15 protein-coding genes are annotated in these 18,798 nt (G+C 53.3%); 1 reads left to right on the forward strand and 14 read right to left on the reverse strand.

The features are described 5' to 3' along the window. Positions 1 to 474 precede the first annotated feature (474 nt). The 4 genes from OGX81_RS11750 to guaB all read right to left on the reverse strand — a co-directional run bounded on the left by OGX81_RS11750 (position 475) and on the right by guaB (position 5,861). Positions 475 to 1,128: a hypothetical protein gene (locus OGX81_RS11750; RefSeq protein WP_200065237.1), complete on the reverse strand. Its 654-nt coding sequence runs from the start codon at positions 1,126 to 1,128 to the stop codon at positions 475 to 477. Between the two features lie 122 nt (positions 1,129 to 1,250). After that, on the reverse strand, positions 1,251 to 2,441 hold the full coding sequence (locus tag OGX81_RS11755; protein WP_200065235.1) for a tyrosine-type recombinase/integrase: 1,191 nt from the start codon (positions 2,439 to 2,441) through the stop codon (positions 1,251 to 1,253). Between the two features lie 307 nt (positions 2,442 to 2,748). After that, the gene (guaA, locus tag OGX81_RS11760; RefSeq protein WP_104868348.1) at positions 2,749 to 4,326 is read right to left on the reverse strand and encodes a glutamine-hydrolyzing GMP synthase; all 1,578 of its coding nucleotides are present in this window, start codon (positions 4,324 to 4,326) and stop codon (positions 2,749 to 2,751) included. A 68-nt stretch (positions 4,327 to 4,394) separates the two neighbouring features. Next, complete coding sequence (gene guaB / locus OGX81_RS11765; RefSeq protein WP_012131273.1) at positions 4,395 to 5,861, reverse strand: IMP dehydrogenase; 1,467 nt, start codon at positions 5,859 to 5,861, stop codon at positions 4,395 to 4,397. A 161-nt stretch (positions 5,862 to 6,022) separates the two neighbouring features. Here guaB and xseA point away from each other — a divergent pair, with 161 nt between their 5' ends. Then, positions 6,023 to 7,396 carry an exodeoxyribonuclease VII large subunit gene (xseA, locus tag OGX81_RS11770; RefSeq protein WP_104868347.1) on the forward strand — a complete coding sequence of 458 codons (1,374 nt, stop codon included), beginning with the start codon at positions 6,023 to 6,025 and terminating at the stop codon, positions 7,394 to 7,396. On the opposite strand, the gene OGX81_RS11775 is transcribed toward xseA, so the two are convergent. The 10 genes from OGX81_RS11775 to ndk all read right to left on the reverse strand — a co-directional run bounded on the left by OGX81_RS11775 (position 7,393) and on the right by ndk (position 18,723). After that, complete coding sequence (locus OGX81_RS11775; RefSeq protein WP_058669111.1) at positions 7,393 to 7,608, reverse strand: zinc ribbon domain-containing protein; 216 nt, start codon at positions 7,606 to 7,608, stop codon at positions 7,393 to 7,395. The two genes, xseA and OGX81_RS11775, sit on opposite strands and share 4 nt — an antisense overlap. Positions 7,609 to 7,738: 130 nt before the next feature. After that, complete coding sequence (locus OGX81_RS11780; RefSeq protein ID WP_012131270.1) at positions 7,739 to 9,292, reverse strand: peptide MFS transporter; 1,554 nt, start codon at positions 9,290 to 9,292, stop codon at positions 7,739 to 7,741. Between the two features lie 300 nt (positions 9,293 to 9,592). After that, positions 9,593 to 11,065, reverse strand: a complete 1,473-nt coding sequence (gene der, locus OGX81_RS11785) for a ribosome biogenesis GTPase Der (RefSeq protein ID WP_047462015.1) — start codon at positions 11,063 to 11,065, stop codon at positions 9,593 to 9,595. Positions 11,066 to 11,183: 118 nt separating this feature from the next. Beyond that, positions 11,184 to 12,362, reverse strand: coding sequence for an outer membrane protein assembly factor BamB (gene bamB / locus OGX81_RS11790; protein ID WP_104868346.1), 1,179 nt, complete (start codon positions 12,360 to 12,362; stop codon positions 11,184 to 11,186). 10 nt (positions 12,363 to 12,372) lie between these two features. Next, on the reverse strand, positions 12,373 to 12,993 hold the full coding sequence (locus tag OGX81_RS11795; protein ID WP_012131267.1) for a YfgM family protein: 621 nt from the start codon (positions 12,991 to 12,993) through the stop codon (positions 12,373 to 12,375). Between the two features lie 13 nt (positions 12,994 to 13,006). Then, positions 13,007 to 14,281 (reverse strand): histidine--tRNA ligase, encoded by a 1,275-nt coding sequence (gene hisS, locus OGX81_RS11800; protein WP_104868345.1) that lies wholly within the window; start codon positions 14,279 to 14,281, stop codon positions 13,007 to 13,009. Between the two features lie 109 nt (positions 14,282 to 14,390). Continuing rightward, on the reverse strand, positions 14,391 to 15,509 hold the full coding sequence (gene ispG, locus OGX81_RS11805; protein WP_012131265.1) for a flavodoxin-dependent (E)-4-hydroxy-3-methylbut-2-enyl-diphosphate synthase: 1,119 nt from the start codon (positions 15,507 to 15,509) through the stop codon (positions 14,391 to 14,393). A gap of 26 nt (positions 15,510 to 15,535) precedes the next feature. Continuing rightward, entirely contained in the window at positions 15,536 to 16,549 is a 1,014-nt protein-coding gene (gene rodZ / locus OGX81_RS11810; protein ID WP_012131264.1) for a cytoskeleton protein RodZ, read from the reverse strand. A gap of 290 nt (positions 16,550 to 16,839) precedes the next feature. Continuing rightward, the gene (gene rlmN / locus OGX81_RS11815) at positions 16,840 to 18,006 is read right to left on the reverse strand and encodes a dual-specificity RNA methyltransferase RlmN (protein ID WP_012131263.1); all 1,167 of its coding nucleotides are present in this window, start codon (positions 18,004 to 18,006) and stop codon (positions 16,840 to 16,842) included. A 285-nt stretch (positions 18,007 to 18,291) separates the two neighbouring features. Beyond that, the gene (gene ndk, locus OGX81_RS11820) at positions 18,292 to 18,723 is read right to left on the reverse strand and encodes a nucleoside-diphosphate kinase (RefSeq protein ID WP_012131261.1); all 432 of its coding nucleotides are present in this window, start codon (positions 18,721 to 18,723) and stop codon (positions 18,292 to 18,294) included. Positions 18,724 to 18,798 lie beyond the last annotated feature (75 nt).

An 18,798-nucleotide genomic window follows, 5' to 3' on the forward strand; every position in this document is an offset into this window, starting at 1 on the left:
GCTTCAAATTGATGATTTTGAAAATACAGTATTATAGTTTATTGTTTGTAGCGCAGCTGTAAGCGTTATGCAAAATGGATCACAGTGATACTACCTCACCAGTAAATCACTGAAGCCGATCTGTAATGACATAGAACGAATTGGTTTTATGGTTATGCAATGGCTCATCCCCTTACTTGTCCCTGACCATAAAAAGCATTCGCTTTCCTGAAAGCAAGTCTAAGCCAAGGGGCGTTTACAGTTGTCTTATCTTGGCTCATTAGGTACTGGCTTAATTATTAGAATCATGTCGGTGGCATTTAGGTCCAAATATGCCCAAAATTTTAGCAGCTAAAATTCGTCTTCTCATGTAGGGTCAAGAAGCTTATGACTTAACCTATTGATTATGTGAATTACCTTGTGAGTATTACTCGTAGGATGGAATCTTCCAAAACTCTGACAATTCACTCTGAATGCATGGTAATAAAGAACAGTTTAAACCATGGTCTGTTCAGCGTTAAATTTCTCAAGATAGACTTCCATTTCGCGAGTCCACCTAGGGGTAGGTACCGAGGTGACCATTAGCCACGGAAACCACCATACAAGCATGAAGAGTAACATAAGCGGTGCGATCATTTCGGCCGAAGAATGAGAAACTATATACATAATGAATAATATTAGTAGAACTGTGTTTGCAATCTGACCCGCCAGAAAAAGACGCCAGCGAAAACAATGCCATTTCCTGTTGAACACAATCCGTCCATCCCGTTCTTCGAGCCAGTTACGCCACGGCTTGAGATAACCAGCCCGCAACCCATAACGATCACACATTATTACAGCCAAATCCTGCAGCCGATAATTATACAAGCCTGTGAGCCGATAATTATACAAGCCTGTGAGCCGATAAAGGCTGCGCTGACGAAGCTCACGCTTTGCCAGACGGACCGCATTTTTATTCAAATATGGCTGTGTCAGCATTTGCTCTAGCCGGCGCTTCCTAAGATTGAGTAGTCCACGAAATACGCTTCCAGATTCAGCATTAATTACTCTGTGACGAACTACACCGAGTACAATATAGATACACAGCAATAGCCAGCCGGTCTTAGGGTATTGATTCATCCATTGTATAATTACAGACAACTCAGGCACTCTTATTTTTCCTTTTATGCAATCCAGATAAAACCAGTAAAGATTCAGTAAATTTTAGCGGCTAAAATTGCTCTCCTGGCGTAGATAAAAGAAGCATATCCATTTAACATACTGATTGTTAACTACTTACTAGTCCATTCATCAATCATATTCGCCCAATCTTGTAGCATCTCAGCCCTCTGCTCACGATATTCAGCCTTGTTATAAACAGCTCGTACCCCCTTTTGTTCATGGGCAAGGCACTTCTCAATCCAGTCAGTATTGTACCCGGCCTCATGTAGCAAGGTGCTGGCAGTACGCCGTAAGTCATGGGGACCAAACTTAGGCAACAACTCCCCTTCTTTCTGAGCCAGACGATACGTCAGTGTCAAAACCCGGTTTAAAGTAGCGCTACTCATTGGCGCATCGGAATCGTACCGCGAAGGAAGGATAAAATCAGAGCTACCGGCAAAGGTTTTGAGAGCAATCATAATATCCATTGCCTGTCTGGAAAGAAAAACCAAATGTGGATTACGTCGTTTCATCCTCTCCTTTGGTATCGTCCATAATGCCTCACTAAAATTGATCTCGTTCCAGGTTGCGTTAGTAAGCTCACTTTTACGTACCATCGTTAACAGCAAAAGTTTAACCGATGCTCTGATTGATGGCGTCGTTCCTACCCGTTCCATGTACCGATACATCAGACCAATTTCAACTGGCGTCAATGCCCTGTCACGAGGCTCAAATTTCGCTATGCTTGCAGGCCGTACCAGATCAGCGGGATTCTCAACCTTCTGACCGCGCTCAATAGCCCAGCGATAGACTTGCAATACAATCTCTCTGGCGTGCACAGCTGTCGCCGGTGCCCCTCTCTCGACAATGTTATCGGTTAATGCGCGTAAGTCTTCATGTGTAATCTCGGTCAATTTCTGCTGCGCAAATTTTGACTTCAACTCCCTTTGATATACCGAACGCCGCATATCACGCGTCGATTCAGCCATTTGGTAACCGCGTAACCATTTCTCAGCCCACGCACCAAAAGTCTCCGCATCTTTGATACGCGCTTTATCTCTGGCTTTTTCCCTCGCAGGCGATCTTCCACTGGCAACCATTTTTTTGGCTTCATTGAGCCGTTCACGCGCTTCTGCAAGCGTGATTCCTCCCACACCATAGCGGCCAAAAGTAACGGTCTCCTGTCTTCCGTTTATTGAATAGTTATAACGAAATGAGATCGTTCCAGCCGGAGTGACCGCAACATACAGACCATCACGGTCATTAACTTTATAGAGTTTCTCCTTCGGCTTAAGGTGACGCAGCCTAGTGTCAGTCAACATGGTTTATTGTTTTCCTTTATCAAAAAATACCATGTTGTAAAAAATTCAGAAAAGTTATTTAACTATCTGTTTTTAATTAATTTATAAAAAACAAATACCATAACTCAACCGAAATTTATCACATGGTACTTTTTCAAACCTGAATTCAAAACCAGAGAGTACCATCAAAAATTCCATTGAAAAAACCGTGCTTCCCGTTGCTAACAGCTGCCAGAAAGTGCCAGACATAAAAACAAAAAAACCCGCAGTTACGCGGGCTTAGATGTACTTTACTGCTTTTACGTGCAGGCTGTTGCCAGACGCGAAATCATTCCCACTCAATCGTTGCTGGCGGCTTACCGCTGATGTCATACACCACGCGGGAGATGCCGTTGACTTCGTTGATGATGCGGTTAGAGACGCGGCCGAGGAAATCATACGGCAGGTGCGCCCAGTGCGCGGTCATAAAGTCGATGGTTTCTACCGCACGCAGGGAGACAACCCAGTCGTATTTACGGCCATCGCCCATTACGCCAACGGAGCGAACCGGCAGGAACACGGTGAACGCCTGGCTCACTTTGTTGTACAGATCCGCTTTGTGCAACTCTTCGATGAAGATAGCATCCGCACGACGCAGCAGGTCGCAGTACTCTTTCTTCACTTCACCCAGCACGCGTACGCCCAGACCCGGCCCCGGGAACGGGTGACGGTACAGCATGTCGTACGGCAGGCCCAGTTCCAGACCAATCTTGCGCACTTCGTCTTTGAACAGCTCTTTCAGCGGCTCAACCAAACCCATCTTCATCTCTTTTGGCAGGCCGCCCACATTGTGGTGAGATTTGATGACGTGTGCTTTACCGGTGGCGGAAGCGGCGGACTCGATAACGTCAGGATAGATAGTGCCCTGCGCCAGCCATTTCACGTCTTCCAGTCTGAACGCTTCTTCGTCGAAGACTTCAACGAATACGCGACCGATGATCTTACGTTTCGCTTCTGGATCGTTTTCGCCTTTCAGCGCGGTCAGGAAACGTTCTTCCGCCGGAACGTGAACAATGTTGAGACCAAAATGATCGCCGAACATGTCCATTACCTGCTCGGCTTCGTTCAGACGCAGCAGGCCGTTATCAACGAATACGCAGGTCAGGTTTTTACCGATGGCACGGTGCAGCAGCATCGCGGTAACGGAAGAGTCAACGCCGCCAGACAGGCCGAGGATCACTTTGTCGTCGCCAACCTGTTCACGGATGCGATTTACCGCATCGTCGATGATCTTCGCCGGAGTCCACAGCGCTTCACACTGGCAGATATCACGCACAAAGCGTTCCAGCATGCGCATACCCTGACGGGTGTGCGTGACTTCCGGGTGGAACTGCACGCCGTAAAAACGTTTTTCCTCGTTAGCCATAATGGCGAACGGGCAGGTTTCGGTGCTGGCAACGGTGACAAAGTCAGACGGGATAGCAGTAACTTTATCGCCGTGGCTCATCCACACGTCCAGCAGCGGCTTACCGTCTGCGGTCAGGGAGTCTTCAATGCCGCGAATCAGCGCGCTGTCGGCTCTCACTTCCACCTGCGCGTAACCAAATTCACGTTCATTGGATGCTTCAACATGGCCGCCCAGTTGCATCGCCATCGTCTGCATGCCGTAGCACACGCCGAATACCGGCACGCCAGCTTCAAACACATACTCCGGCGCGCGCGGGCTGTTTTCTTCAGTGGTGCTTTCCGGGCCGCCGGAAAGAATAATACCGCTTGGGTTGAATTCGCGAATTTGTGCTTCCGTAACATCCCACGCCCACAGTTCGCAGTAAACGCCGAGTTCACGCACGCGACGCGCAACCAGCTGAGTGTACTGAGAACCAAAATCCAGGATGAGAATGCGATGTTTATGAATATTTTCCGTCATTGACGCTAATTCCGAGGCAAGTGAAACAGATTAAATAAATCGCCCGACACGAGGTCGGGCGAAGAAAATCAGGAGCCCAGACGGTAGTTCGGGGACTCTTTGGTGATGGTCACGTCATGAACGTGGCTTTCCTGAATACCCGCACCGCTGATGCGTACAAACTCCGCTTTGGTACGCAGCGCGTCGATAGTACCACAGCCGGTCAGACCCATACAGGAGCGCAGGCCGCCCATCTGCTGGTGAATGATCTCTTTCAGGCGGCCTTTATACGCTACGCGGCCTTCGATACCTTCCGGCACCAGTTTGTCTGCCGCGTTATCGCTCTGGAAATAACGGTCAGAGGAGCCTTTGGACATCGCGCCCAGAGAACCCATACCACGGTAGGATTTGTAAGAACGGCCCTGGTACAGTTCGATTTCACCCGGGGATTCTTCAGTACCCGCCAGCATGGAACCGACCATTACCGCGCTTGCGCCTGCGGCGATCGCTTTGGCGATATCGCCGGAGAAACGAATACCACCATCGGCGATAACCGGAATGCCCAGACCTTCCAGCGCTTCAACCGCGTCAGAAACCGCGGTAATCTGCGGAACGCCTACGCCAGTGACGATACGGGTCGTACAGATAGAGCCTGGACCGATACCCACTTTCACCGCGCTGACGCCAGCGTCTGCCAGCGCGCGCGCGCCTGCGCCAGTTGCTACGTTGCCGCCGATGATTTGCAGATCCGGGTATTTGGCACGGGTTTCACGAATGCGTTGCAGAACGCCTTCGGAGTGGCCGTGAGAGGAGTCGATCAGCAGTACGTCAACGCCTGCGGCAACCAGTGCGTCAACGCGCTCTTCGTTGCCCGCGCCCGCGCCGACTGCCGCGCCAACGCGCAGACGACCCTGCTCATCTTTACAGGCGTTCGGTTTACGTTCCGCTTTCTGGAAATCTTTTACGGTGATCATGCCGATCAGATGGAAGCTGTCATCCACAACCAGCGCTTTCTCAACGCGTTTTTCGTGCATTTTGGCAAAAACCACTTCACGCGCTTCACCTTCGCGCACCGTGACCAGGCGCTCTTTCGGCGTCATATACACGCTGACAGGCTGGCTCAGGTCGGTGACAAAACGCACATCACGACCGGTAATGATACCGACCAGCTCGTTATCTTCGGTGACAACCGGATAGCCAGCAAAACCGTTACGTTCGGTCAGTTCTTTCACTTCACGCAGCGTGGTGGTTGGCAGAACGGTTTGCGGGTCGGTAACCACGCCGGATTCATGTTTCTTCACGCGGCGAACTTCTTCCGCCTGACGCTCGATAGACATGTTTTTGTGGATAAAACCAATGCCGCCTTCCTGTGCCAGGGCGATTGCAAGGCGCGCTTCCGTCACGGTATCCATTGCTGCGGAGAGCATAGGGATGTTCAGACGAATGGTTTTCGTCAACTGCGTGCTGAGGTCGGCAGTATTCGGCAGAACGGTGGAGTGAGCGGGAACGAGGAGGACGTCGTCAAACGTCAGAGCTTCTTTAGCAATACGTAGCATGGGCAATATCTCTAACCTGGGGGTGGATAAATATTGCCGTGGCATTATACAGAGCGAAACCGATTGCATCCACACTTTTTTGCAAATAATGCTTGCGATCCCCTGTGGGCGGGTTACTATCGACTGAATAACTTGCTGATTTAGAATTTGATCCCGCTCACATGTTATCCTCTCAGACCTCCTCAATCTTTACCGTAAGCCGCCTTAATCAGACGGTTCGTCTGCTGCTTGAGCAGGAAATGGGGCAAGTATGGATCAGCGGTGAAATCTCTAATTTCACGCAGCCCGCCTCCGGTCACTGGTACTTTACGCTAAAGGATGACACCGCCCAGGTACGCTGCGCGATGTTCCGTAACAGCAACCGCCGCGTCACTTTTCGCCCGCAGCACGGGCAACAGGTGCTGGTTCGCGCCAATATCACCCTGTATGAGCCACGCGGCGACTATCAGATCATCGTTGAAAGCATGCAGCCTGCGGGTGAAGGCCTGCTCCAGCAGAAATATGAGCTGCTGAAAGCAAAATTGCAGGCTGAAGGGCTGTTCGATCAGCAGTATAAACAACCGCTCCCCTCGCCCGCTCACTGCGTCGGGGTGATCACCTCAAAAACCGGTGCCGCTTTACATGACATTCTTCATGTCCTGAAACGCCGCGATCCCTCCCTGCCGGTTATCATCTACCCGACCGCTGTTCAGGGTGATGACGCGCCGGGCCAGATTGTTCGCGCCATTGAACGGGCTAACGCCCGAAGTGAATGCGACGTGCTGATCGTCGGGCGCGGCGGCGGTTCACTGGAAGATCTGTGGAGTTTTAACGATGAACGCGTCGCGCGGGCGATTTTCGCCAGCCGCATTCCGGTCGTTAGCGCCGTCGGCCATGAAACCGACGTCACCATCGCCGATTTTGTTGCCGACCTGCGCGCGCCGACGCCTTCCGCAGCCGCCGAGATAGTCAGCCGTAATCAGCAGGAGTTGCTGCGCCAGATTCAGTCCGCGCAACAACGCCTCGGGATGGCGATGGATTACTATCTGGCAAACCGCAACCGCCGTTTTACGCAGCTTTTCCATCGGTTACAGCAGCAACACCCGCAACTGCGCCTGGCGCGCCAGCAGACAATGCTGGAAAGATTGCGCCAGCGGATGAACTTCGCGCTGGATAATCAACTCAAGCGCGCGGCCTCGCGCCAGCAACGTGTCCTTCAGCGTTTAAACCAGCAAAACCCGCAGCCGCGAATTTATCGTGCGCAAACGCGTATTCAGCAGCTGGAGTATCGTCTGGCCGAGAACGTGCGCGCACGTCTGAGCGCCACACGCGAACGCTTTGGCAATGCGGTAACGCATCTTGAAGCCGTCAGCCCGCTCTCCACGCTGGCGCGTGGTTATAGCGTAACCACGGCGACGGACGGCAAGGTGCTGAAGCAAACCAGACAGGTGAAAGCCGGTGATGTGCTCACCACCCGGCTGTCAGACGGCTGGGTGGAAAGCGAAGTGAAAGGCGTGACGACCGCGAAGAAAACGCGCAGGAAAAAGACGGATTAAAGCGGCACAAACTCCACGCGCTTTTTAGAGATCAGCCCATGACCATTCTGGCAGAAATAATCCACCGCGCCGCAGGCTTTTAACACCTGGAGCGGCTTATGGCACTCCGGGCAGCGCGCTTCAAGTTCAATATCTTTATTGCAGCTGTCGCAGTGCGCCGCACCGTTTTGCGGTTCCAGCTCTGTATGGCAATCCGGGCAGGTAATCGACACGGTAACTCCTTTGATATGTTGCGAGCTGAGCATCAAAACCCATGACCAATAAATCCCTGAACGCCTGTTCCCGTCTCATTCGTTGAACTGCCAGGGCGTCACTCACGCCCCGGCCAGGTCGAATGTTGCATCAGGCGTTAGTGACCGGCTTCTGCTCATTTTTAGTCTGTGTATTTTCCAGCATACGACGAACCGGAACAATAAGCACGATCAGCACCGCAGCGCAAATCAGCAGGGCGACGGAGCAACGCGCGAAGAGGTCCGGCAGCATATCGAGCTGATCGGCCTTCACATGGCCGCCAATCAGGCCCGCAGCCAGGTTACCCAGCGCGCTCGCACAGAACCACAGCCCCATCATCTGACCGCGCATTCTTTCCGGCGCCAGCAGCGTCATGGTCGCCAGACCAATCGGGCTCAGGCACAGCTCGCCCAGCGTCAGCATCAGAATGCTGCCTACCAGCCAGAACGGCGATACGCCCGCCCCGCCGTTATTCAGTACGTTCTGCGCCGCCAGCATCATCAGGCCAAAGCCCGCCGCCGCACACAGAATACCGATAACAAACTTGGTGATGCTGCTCGGGCGAATGTTCATGCTCGCCAGCTTTGGCCATGCCCAGCTGAACACCGGCGCCAGCAGGATGATAAACAGGGCGTTGATCGACTGGAACCATACGGCTGGAATCTCAAAATCGCCGATCATGCGGTTAGTGTAGTCGTTGGCGAACAGGTTGAATGAGGTCGGCTTTTGCTCAAACGCAGACCAGAAGAATGCGGCTGAAACCAGCAGGATAAAGCAGACCAGCAGTCGTGCGCGCTCTTTACGGTTCAGGCCCGCAAAAACAAACAGGTAGATAAAGTAGAGCGCAACAGACGCCGCAATCACGTACACCAGCATGCTGGCTACCGCGACCGGGTTAATCACAATCACGCCCTGAGCGATCAGCGCAACGATAACCACCACGCCTACTGCCAGCGCCAGCAGCCATGCGCCCACGCCGTTTCTCTTCACTACCGGGCTGTTCCAGGTAGAGTCCAGCCCCACTTCGCTGTCGTAGCGTTTCATTGCCGGAACGGCAAACACGCGGAAGATGATCAACGCCACCAGCATCCCGATGCCGCCGATACCAAAGCCCCAGTGCCAGCCGTGGCTTTTAATCAGCCAGCCGGAGATCAGCGGCGCAATGAACGACCCCATATTGATGCCCATATAGAACAGCGAGAAACCGCCGTCACGACGCGCATCGCCTTTTTTATACAGCGTCCCCACCATGACCGAGATACAGGTCTTGAACAGGCCAGAACCGAGCACGATAAACATCAGGCCGATAAAGAACAGGTTGTCGCCCATCACGGCAGAGAGCGCAATCGACAGGTGGCCGAGCGCAATCAGAATCGAGCCGTACCAGACCGCTTTCTGCTGGCCGAGCCAGTTATCCGCCAGCCAGCCGCCAGGCAACGCCGCGAGATACATCGTACCGGCAAAGATACCGACAATCGCGGAGGCGTTTTCACGCGCCAGTCCCATGCCCCCGTCATAGACGGTCGCAGCCATAAACAGGATCAGTAACGGACGGATGCCGTAAAACGAGAAACGTTCCCACATCTCGGTGAAGAACAGCGAACCGAGCGGATAAGGATGGCCGAAGAACGTTCGGCTTTCTTTTTGATTAACAGAGGATTGCATAATTCTCCCGAAAAGGTATGTCGTTGTGCTTATAAACACCGCAATGCACGCCGACCAGTTACGTATCTGGCCGATTTTTTTACATGCGGCGAAGGGTTATTTAACCATTTGATAACCTGGAGCCAGTTTTGTCTAGTACCAACCCCTGGACTTTAAGATGAAAATTCGACAATTGTCTACTTTCTTAGATTTAAAGTTGGAAGAAAACGAATAGTCATTGACATCACACAGGGAAACCATCGGCTGGAGCAAAACAAAAAAACCCGCGACAGGCGCGGGTTTTATCAACGTCAGCGACGATTATTTGCTTTTCTTAATGTGCTTAATCAGACGTTTACGCTTACGCATCTGGGTCGGGGTCAGCGTATTGCGCTTATTCGCATACGGGTTTTCCCCTTCTTTAAACTGAATACGGATAGGCGTTCCCATCACGTCCAGCGATTTGCGGAAGTAGTTCATCAGATAGCGCTTGTAAGAGTCCGGCAGGTCTTTCACCTGGTTGCCGTGAATCACCACGATTGGCGGGTTATATCCCCCGGCGTGGGCATATTTCAGCTTCACGCGGCGACCGCGAACCAGCGGCGGCTGGTGATCTTCAACCGCCATAGTCATGATGCGGGTCAGCATGGCGGTGCTGACGCGACGGGTTGAACTGTCATACGCTTCACGTACGGACTCAAACAGGTTGCCCACGCCACTACCATGCAGCGCAGAAATAAAGTGTACGCGCGCAAAGTCGATAAAGCCCAGACGGAAGTCCAGCGTCTCTTTCACCTGCTCTTTCACTTCCTGGGTCAGGCCGTCCCATTTGTTCACGACGATGACAAGTGAGCGCCCACTATTAAGGATAAAGCCCAGCAGCGACAGATCCTGATCGGAAATCCCTTCGCGCGCATCAATAACCAGCATCACCACGTTGGCATCTTCAATCGCCTGCAACGTTTTAATGACGGAGAATTTTTCTACCGCATCGGTGACTTTCCCACGCTTACGTACGCCTGCGGTATCAATCAGCACGTATTCACGCTCGTCGCGTTCCATCGGAATATAGATACTGTCGCGCGTCGTTCCCGGCATGTCATAGACCACTACGCGGTCTTCACCCAGAATACGGTTAGTCAGTGTGGACTTACCTACGTTCGGACGACCGACAATCGCCAGTTTGATTGGCAGATCCTGAGGGTTGAAGTCATCTTCCGGCTCCTCTTCCCCGTTCTCTTCCGCTGCCAGTTTCGCCCAGTATTCGGCGTCTTCATCCACCTCTTCCTGCGGGGCGACGTCGTCCATCCACGGCAGCAGAACATGCTCCAGCAGGCTGAGCACGCCACGACCGTGAGAAGCCGCAATCGGGTGAATTTCACCTAAACCCAGCGCATAGAAGTCGACAACCGCCTGATCGGGATCGAGCCCGTCAGTTTTGTTTGCCACAAGGAACGTGGGTTTTTCGCGGGAGCGCAGATGTTTGGCGATCGCTTCATCCGCTGGCATCAGGCCAGCACGCGCATCCACCATGAACAGCACAACATCAGCCTCTTCAATCGCCAGCAGCGACTGTTCCGCCATGCGGGTTTCCACACCGTCTTCGGTGCCATCAATACCGCCGGTATCAATACAGATAAACTCGCGGCCTTCAATCTCCGCACGACCGTACTTACGGTCACGAGTCAGACCCGGGAAATCCGCAACCAGCGCATCTCGGGTGCGAGTTAGACGGTTAAATAACGTGGATTTTCCGACGTTAGGGCGCCCGACAAGCGCGACCACAGGTACCATGTTTAAAGCCTCATTTAAAAAATCATCAAACAACGCGCGCGATTTTTGCGCCGTTGTTAAAAACAGTAAAACGGCCCCTGCACCAGGAGCCGTTTTTCAAAGCGTGCGGCCGTGACGATTAACGCGTAATAGAGTACAGCGTACCGTCTTTCGCCTGGATCAGCAGTTTGCCATCGGCAGAGACCGGTTCGGTCAGGAAGCCGGAGCTATCCACTTTTTGCTGAGCCACAAAACGACCATCCTCAACGTTAATCCAGTGCATATAACCTTCGCTATCGCCTACCACCAGATTGCCATTATACAGCGCAGGCGATGTCAGCAGGCGGTGCAGCAGATCGCTTTGCGTCCACAGCGTCACACCGCCGTCGGTGGTCAATGCCAGAATACGGTCGTTCTGATCCACCAGGTAGATACGATCGCCGTCAACGATGAAATCATTCACCGAGCCCAGTTCACGTTTCCACATAATCTGACCACTGCGCAGATCCAGCGCCGTCAGGTTACCATTATAAGCCAGCGCGTAAACGACGCCATTGACGATAACCGGCGTGGTATCGACATCGCTCAGACGGTCGATTTCAGTCGAACCGGTCGCCTGGGAAATACGCTGTTGCCAAATCATCTGGCCCTGCTGCATCAGCACGGCGCTGACGCGACCGTTATCACCACCCACAATGGCGGCGCCATACGCAGTAGCCGGAGCGGACTCACCGCGCAGCGAAAGCGACGGCATATCGAGGTTCACGGTCCATTTGATCGCGCCGTCCGCCTCATTCAGCGCCTGCAACTGACCGTTGCTGGTATGAATAAGCACCAGGCCATCGCTGACAACCGGGCGAGATAACGCTTCACCGGCGACTTTCGTCTGCCATGCCGTCGTACCGTCAGCCGCGTTCAACGCATAAACCTGCGCTTTTTCGCTGCCAACATAGACATGGCCGCCGGAGACCGTTACGCCGCCAGACAACAACGCAGGCGCTCTGGAGAACCAGCCGTCTTTCTCCGCCAGGTTCACGGACCAGACTTCTTTCCCGTCATCCGCGTTTACCGCTTTTACGATGCCTTTACGGTCAGCCGCGTAGACCACGTTATCGGCATACGCCGGGTGCAGGTTGGAATAGAACTCGCCGATACCGCTACCTACAGACGTACTCCATGCGGTAGACGGCGTAAACTGGTTTTCCACCGTCGGCAACGGGGACATTTTGACAACATCTTCTTCGCCACTAAACAGTGAACAACCGCTCAATAACGTAACAGAAAGCAGTCCTGGCAGAAGTAATTTACGCAATTGCATCGGGTCCCTCTCAGATGGACAAATTATTGATTTTCATCTGCATCATTTCACTCAGCGCCGGGCTGGCATCGCTTTTCACGCCTGCTTCCCATGCGCTGCGCGCGCCTTGTTTATCGCCTTTGCTCAGCAACGCTTCGCCACGCAGATCGGCGACAATCGCAGCCCATCCTTCACCTTTTACGGTATCGAGCGTTTTCAGCGCGGTATCGGCCTGCTTGAGCTGCACCTGAACGCGGGCAAGACGCAGATTAATCACCGCTTTGAGGTTCTCATCGCTGGTGGCCGCCAGTCCTTGCTGTAGCTGGGCTGCGGCTTTCTCAAGTTCATTTTGATCAACAAACTGCTGCGCCAGTTCCATAGAAGCTAACGCGCCGTAGGTATTTTTATTCTCCGTGGCGAATTTCTCCGCAGCGGAGATGCTATCCGGTTTGCCCGCGCTCACCGCGGTCACCGCATTTTGATATGCCAGAGAAGCAGAGCGTGCGGACTCCGTCTGATGACTGGTCCAGTAGCGCCAACCGAGCAGCGCGCCAACCCCTAAAATCACCCCAACAGCCAGCGCTTTGCCATTTTCAGCAAAGAAGCGTTTGATCGCATCAACCTGGTCGTTTTCGTTCTCGTAAATTTCCACGCTGTCCTTCTCCTTAACCCAATAACGTGCGCAAATGTGCGGTCACACTATCCTGTGCGACTGCCGTTTGCTCACCAGAGCGCAAATCCTTCACTACAACGGTGCCGTCAGCCACTTCGGACTCACCCAGCACCAGTGCAACGCGGGCGCCCCATTTATCGGCACGGGCAAACTGTTTCTTAAAGTTGCCGCCGCCGTGGTTAGTCATCAGTTTCACACCCGGATTTTCATCACGCAGGCGCTCCGCCAGTGTCATCGCCGCAGACTGCGTATCCGCGCCTGAGGCTACCAGGTATATATCGACAACAGGATCGGCATTAAATTCCAGATTAACTGCCTGAACTAACAAAACAAGTCGTTCCAGACCCATCGCAAAGCCCACCGCCGGGGTTGCGCGACCGCCAAGTTGCTCCACCAGACCGTCATAACGACCGCCGGCGCACACTGTGCCCTGAGAACCCAGACTGTTGGTTACCCATTCAAATACGGTGCGGTTGTAGTAATCGAGACCGCGAACCAGACGCTGGTTGACGGTGTAAGCGATACCCGCCGCTTCCAGCAGTTTGCACAGACCGGCAAAGTGCTCGCGGGAGTCGTCATCCAGATAGTCGCCCAGAGCAGGCGCATCGTTGAGCAGCGCCTGAACGTCCGGGTTCTTGGAATCCAGCACGCGCAGCGGGTTGGTGTACATGCGGCGTTTACAGTCTTCGTCCAGCTTCTCTTTATGCTGTTCAAGGTATGCCACCAGCGCATCACGATAGTTGGCGCGCGCGTCAAGCGAACCGATGGAGTTCAGCTCCAGATTCACATGTTCAGCAATACCCAACGCACGCCACCAGCGCGCGGTCAGCAGAATCAGCTCCGCATCAATATCCGGCCCTTGCAGACCGAAGGATTCGACACCCAACTGATGGAACTGACGATAACGCCCTTTCTGCGGACGCTCGTGGCGGAACATCGGCCCGATATACCACAAGCGCTGTTCCTGATTGTACAGGAGACCATGTTCGATACCGGCGCGTACGCAACCCGCCGTCCCTTCAGGACGCAACGTCAGGCTGTCGCCATTACGATCCTCAAAGGTGTACATCTCTTTTTCAACCACGTCAGTGACTTCACCGATAGCGCGTTTGAATAACGGGGTCTGCTCTACAATCGGCAAACGGATTTCACTGTAACCGTAGCTGCCGAGCACGTTTTTGAGTGTGCCTTCAATGCGCTGCCAGATGGCGGTTTCGCCAGGCAGATAATCGTTCATGCCGCGAATGGCTTGAATGTTTTTTGCCACGTTTATTCTCTTTCTGAATATAAAAATGAACCCTCAGCGCTTCCCAAACGATACGGGAGCCATGCGGGTTCAATCATACACGGGAAGCGCGCCGCTTCCCATCGCGTTATTATTTTTCAACCTGCTGCACGTCGATTCGACGCGCTTCGTCCATAATGCTGGCCTTCGCGCGGATACGGGCTTCAAGCTGCGTAATCATATCATCGTTGTCGAGTCTGTCTTTACGCACGCCGTCTTCATACAGGCCGCTTTTTTTGTTGCCGCCCGTTACGCCCAGCGTCGAAACCAGCGCTTCGCCCGGCCCGTTCACCACACAGCCGATGATGGAAACGTCCATTGGCGTGATGATGTCTTCAAGGCGTTGTTCCAGCGCGTTGACCGTGCCGATGACGTCGAACTCCTGACGGGAACAGGTTGGGCAAGCGATAAAGTTGATCCCACGCGCACGAATGCGCAGCGATTTCAGAATATCGAAGCCCACTTTAATTTCTTCTACCGGATCGGCCGCCAGAGAGACGCGCAGCGTATCGCCAATGCCTTCCGACAGCAGTAAACCGAGGCCGATCGCCGATTTCACCGCGCCGCTGCGCGCGCCGCCCGCTTCGGTGATCCCAAGATGCAACGGTTGTTCGATCTGTTTCGCCAACAGACGATAGGATTCTACCGCGAGGAAAACATCCGAGGCTTTCACGCTGACTTTAAACTGATCGAAGTTCAGGCGATCGAGATGATCCACATGGCGCATCGCCGATTCCAGCAGCGCCTGCGGCGTCGGCTCACCGTATTTTTCCTGTAGATCTTTTTCCAGCGATCCGGCGTTTACGCCGATACGGATAGGGATATTTTTATCGCGGGCGCAGTCGACAACGGTACGAATACGCTCTTCGTTACCGATGTTTCCTGGGTTGATTCGCAGGCAATCCACGCCATATTCCGCCACTTTCAGCGCAATGCGATAGTCAAAGTGGATATCAGCAACCAGCGGGACATTAACCTGCTGCTTGATCAGCTTAAACGCCTCTGCGGCATCCATTGTCGGCACGGAGACGCGGACGATATCCGCGCCAACACGTTCCAGCGCTTTAATTTGATTGACCGTCGCTTCCACATCCGTCGTGCGCGTATTGGTCATTGACTGTACGGCGATGGGGGCGCCATCGCCAATCGGCACATTCCCAACGTAAATACGTTTCGATTTTCTACGTTGAATTGGAGCCTGGTTATGCATGAAAAATCTCCCGCGTTGCCCGTCTGTTACTGCGCCGGCGATTGTTCGGCATTAAGGGTCAGACGCGCAACCTGGTTAGTTCTGATAAAACGGCTCAGATCGACAGGTTTTCCTTGATACTGGATCTGTACCGCAGCCGGGGCGCCAATTTTAAGCTTATAAGGCGCCTGACCGGTTAGGTTTAAATTGCCATCTTTACGCTGCATTCCGCTAAACAGTTTTTTCCCTGTCGCATCGGTGACTTCCAGCCAGCAATCGGCGGTAAAGTTCATCACCAGCGCGTTCTGATCGACCGCTGACGTAGCCACGCCCGCCTGATCGGTCGGCAATGACGCCGTATCACCCGTCGCGGCAGGCGCCGTGGTTGCGGTATCCACATTCGCCTGAGAAGGCGCAACGACCGCATTCTGCTGAGCGTCTGCGGCAGGCGCCGTGGTCGTCGCGGACGCATCCGGCGTCTGCGGCACGGCGTTTGTCGCCGTAGAGTCAACAGGCGCAGTTGGCGCTGGCGTTGAATCCTGGCTTGCGGCTTCGCTGGTGTCCAGCGGTACGCTCTGGGCGCTATCGCCGCCGGCATTCAGTTCAGCAGAGGATTGATCGACCATCGTGGTGAGTTCTTCCTGCTGCGCCTTATGGTTTTGCCACCACCAGGCCCCCGTCAGGCCAACCACCACAAACAGCACCAGCCAGGTGAACGTCATCAACCAGCCATCGCGCTTTTTACGACGCTTACCTAAAGAGAAGCTCTGCATCGGCGCGACTTTGGAAGGACGAACCGGCGCCTGTTTTTCCAGACCGGGCAGCAGTTCTTCTTCAGGGATGTGCACCAGACGCGCATAAGAGCGGATATACCCGCGCAAAAACGTTGAAGCGAGATCGGCCGGGGCCTTATCTTCTTCAATATCGCGTACCGTGGAAACCTTCAGGCAAAGTCGCTCTGCAACCGCCTGCTGGCTGAGTCCGAGTTGTTCACGGGCATTGCGCAGACGAACGCCGGTGGATTGTGCTTCATTTTGGTCGTGCGTGGCTTCAGTATTCATTCGCTACAGCTGCTGGTACGTAAATTGGGGTTCAGGCGCCGGTGAGACACAATGCCCACCCGCACCGCGAAACATCTGGTCAGTTAACCTTAGTTGGACAGTATAAGACTGTCAGGCTACTTATGACAAAACAGCTTAATCCTTAAGGCTAAACTATTGTTGCACCGCTACATACTGCCCTAAAGTTGACAAAAACGCACCGTTAATATTGACCAGATAAGTACAACTTGAGGCATCATTCAACCAACATTGCGCCACTGTACACAAAACACACAATGGCGCAAGCCGTATCAGACCGCCTTAATGTCGATAGCCTCACCTTGCATACGCTTACGCAGAGTACGTTTGGTACGGTCAATCACATCCCCGGCAAGCTGACCACAAGCGGCATCGATATCATCGCCGCGTGTTTTACGCACAATGGTCGTGAAACCATAGCTCATCAACACCTTAGAAAAACGATCGATGCGGCTGTTGGAACTCCGGCCATACGGCGCGCCCGGGAACGGGTTCCACGGAATCAGGTTAATCTTACACGGCGTATCTTTCAGCAGTTCCGCCAGCTGATGCGCATGTTCCGTTCCATCGTTAATGTGGTCCAGCATGACGTATTCAATTGTGACGCGTCCCTGATTCGCATTGGATTTCTGCAAATAACGGCGAACCGCGTCGAGGAACGTTTCGATGTTGTACTTTCTGTTGATCGGTACAATTTCATCGCGAATTTCATCGTTCGGCGCATGCAAAGAGATCGCCAGCGCAACGTCAATCATGTCGCCCAGTTTATCCAGAGCCGGAACAACGCCTGACGTCGACAGCGTGACGCGGCGTTTAGACAGACCGAAACCAAAATCATCCAGCATGATTTCCATCGCCGGTACGACGTTGGTCAGGTTCAGCAGCGGTTCACCCATGCCCATCATCACCACGTTGGTGATCGGACGTTGCCCGGTGACTTTCGCCGCGCCGACGATTTTCGCCGCACGCCACACTTGGCCGATAATTTCAGAGACGCGCAGGTTACGGTTAAAGCCCTGCTGCGCAGTTGAGCAGAATTTACACTCCAGCGCGCAACCAACCTGCGAAGAGACGCACAGCGTGGCGCGATCGTCTTCCGGGATGTAGACCGTTTCCACGCGCTGATCGCCAACGGCAATCGCCCATTTGATGGTGCCATCTGAAGAACGCTGTTCTTCCACCACCTCTGGCGCGCGGATTTCCGCCACCTCTTTCAGTTTGCCACGTAACACTTTGTTGATGTCGGTCATCTCATCAAAGTTATCGCTGCAATAGTGGTACATCCACTTCATCACCTGATCGGCGCGGAAGGGTTTTTCACCTAATTCTTTAAAAAACTCCCGCATCTGCTGACGGTTCAGATCCAGCAGGTTAATTTTTCCATTTTTATCAGGAACAACCGGGGTGATGATTTCAGACGTGACAATTTGTTCAGACATATTCTATTCCGGCCTCGTTATTACACGTTATGGCCCCTGGAGGGTTGAAAAAAGAAGCGCCCCAGTGAGCGGTGCTCGTCCTGGGGCGCTGCATTGTACAAATTCTATCGCAAGGATGCCACGCCTGCGCGGGACATTAGCGAAAATAATGTGTAAAGGCAGAGCAGCGTCGTAGACCTGATAAGTCGTAGGCCGGATAAGCATCAGCGCCATCCGGCATTGCGCGACTGCCTGATGGCGACGCAGATGCGTCTTATCCGGCCTACATACTACATCACTGATTTATTAACGAGTGCGCGGGCACACTTCGCCTTCACCAAAGAAATAGGCGATTTCACGCTGAGCGGATTCCAGAGAATCTGAACCGTGGGTGCCGTTTTCGGTGAAGCTGTCCGCGTAGTCGGCACGCAGGGTGCCCGCCAGCGCGTTAGCCGGGTTGGTTGCACCCAGCAGGTCGCGGTGACGCTGCACGGCATTTTCGCTTTCCAGTACGGAAACCACGATCGGGCCAGAGGTCATGAACTCGACCAGACCGTCGAAGAACGGCTTACCATCGTGCTCGGCATAGAAACCGCGCGCCTGCTCAACGGTCAGGTGCAGCATTTTCGTACCGACAATTTTGAACCCTGCTGCTTCAAAGCGCGCAAAGATGTTGCCAATAACGTTTTTTGCCACCGCATTTGGTTTGATGATGGAAAAAGTACGTTCAATCGCCATGATTACCTCTGTAATGTGTTCTGCTGTTGTATATATGCTTGTACGACCTGGCGCGGATTATAAAGAGCATCCGGG

The organism is Citrobacter sp. CK206 (genome assembly GCF_030333125.1).
GTDB classification, from domain to species: Bacteria; Pseudomonadota; Gammaproteobacteria; order Enterobacterales; family Enterobacteriaceae; genus Citrobacter_B; species Citrobacter_B koseri.

Coding starts and splice junctions, on each gene's coding strand:
- OGX81_RS11755 (WP_200065235.1), bottom strand. CDS start 2,441: ATGTTGACTGACACTAGGCTGCGTCACCTTAAGCCGAAGGAGAAACTC.
- guaA (WP_104868348.1), bottom strand. CDS start 4,326: ATGACGGAAAATATTCATAAACATCGCATTCTCATCCTGGATTTTGGT.
- guaB (WP_012131273.1), bottom strand. CDS start 5,861: ATGCTACGTATTGCTAAAGAAGCTCTGACGTTTGACGACGTCCTCCTC.
- xseA (WP_104868347.1), top strand. CDS start 6,023: ATGTTATCCTCTCAGACCTCCTCAATCTTTACCGTAAGCCGCCTTAAT.
- OGX81_RS11780 (WP_012131270.1), bottom strand. CDS start 9,292: ATGCAATCCTCTGTTAATCAAAAAGAAAGCCGAACGTTCTTCGGCCAT.
- der (WP_047462015.1), bottom strand. CDS start 11,065: ATGGTACCTGTGGTCGCGCTTGTCGGGCGCCCTAACGTCGGAAAATCC.
- bamB (WP_104868346.1), bottom strand. CDS start 12,362: ATGCAATTGCGTAAATTACTTCTGCCAGGACTGCTTTCTGTTACGTTA.
- ispG (WP_012131265.1), bottom strand. CDS start 15,509: ATGCATAACCAGGCTCCAATTCAACGTAGAAAATCGAAACGTATTTAC.
- rodZ (WP_012131264.1), bottom strand. CDS start 16,549: ATGAATACTGAAGCCACGCACGACCAAAATGAAGCACAATCCACCGGC.
- rlmN (WP_012131263.1), bottom strand. CDS start 18,006: ATGTCTGAACAAATTGTCACGTCTGAAATCATCACCCCGGTTGTTCCT.
- ndk (WP_012131261.1), bottom strand. CDS start 18,723: ATGGCGATTGAACGTACTTTTTCCATCATCAAACCAAATGCGGTGGCA.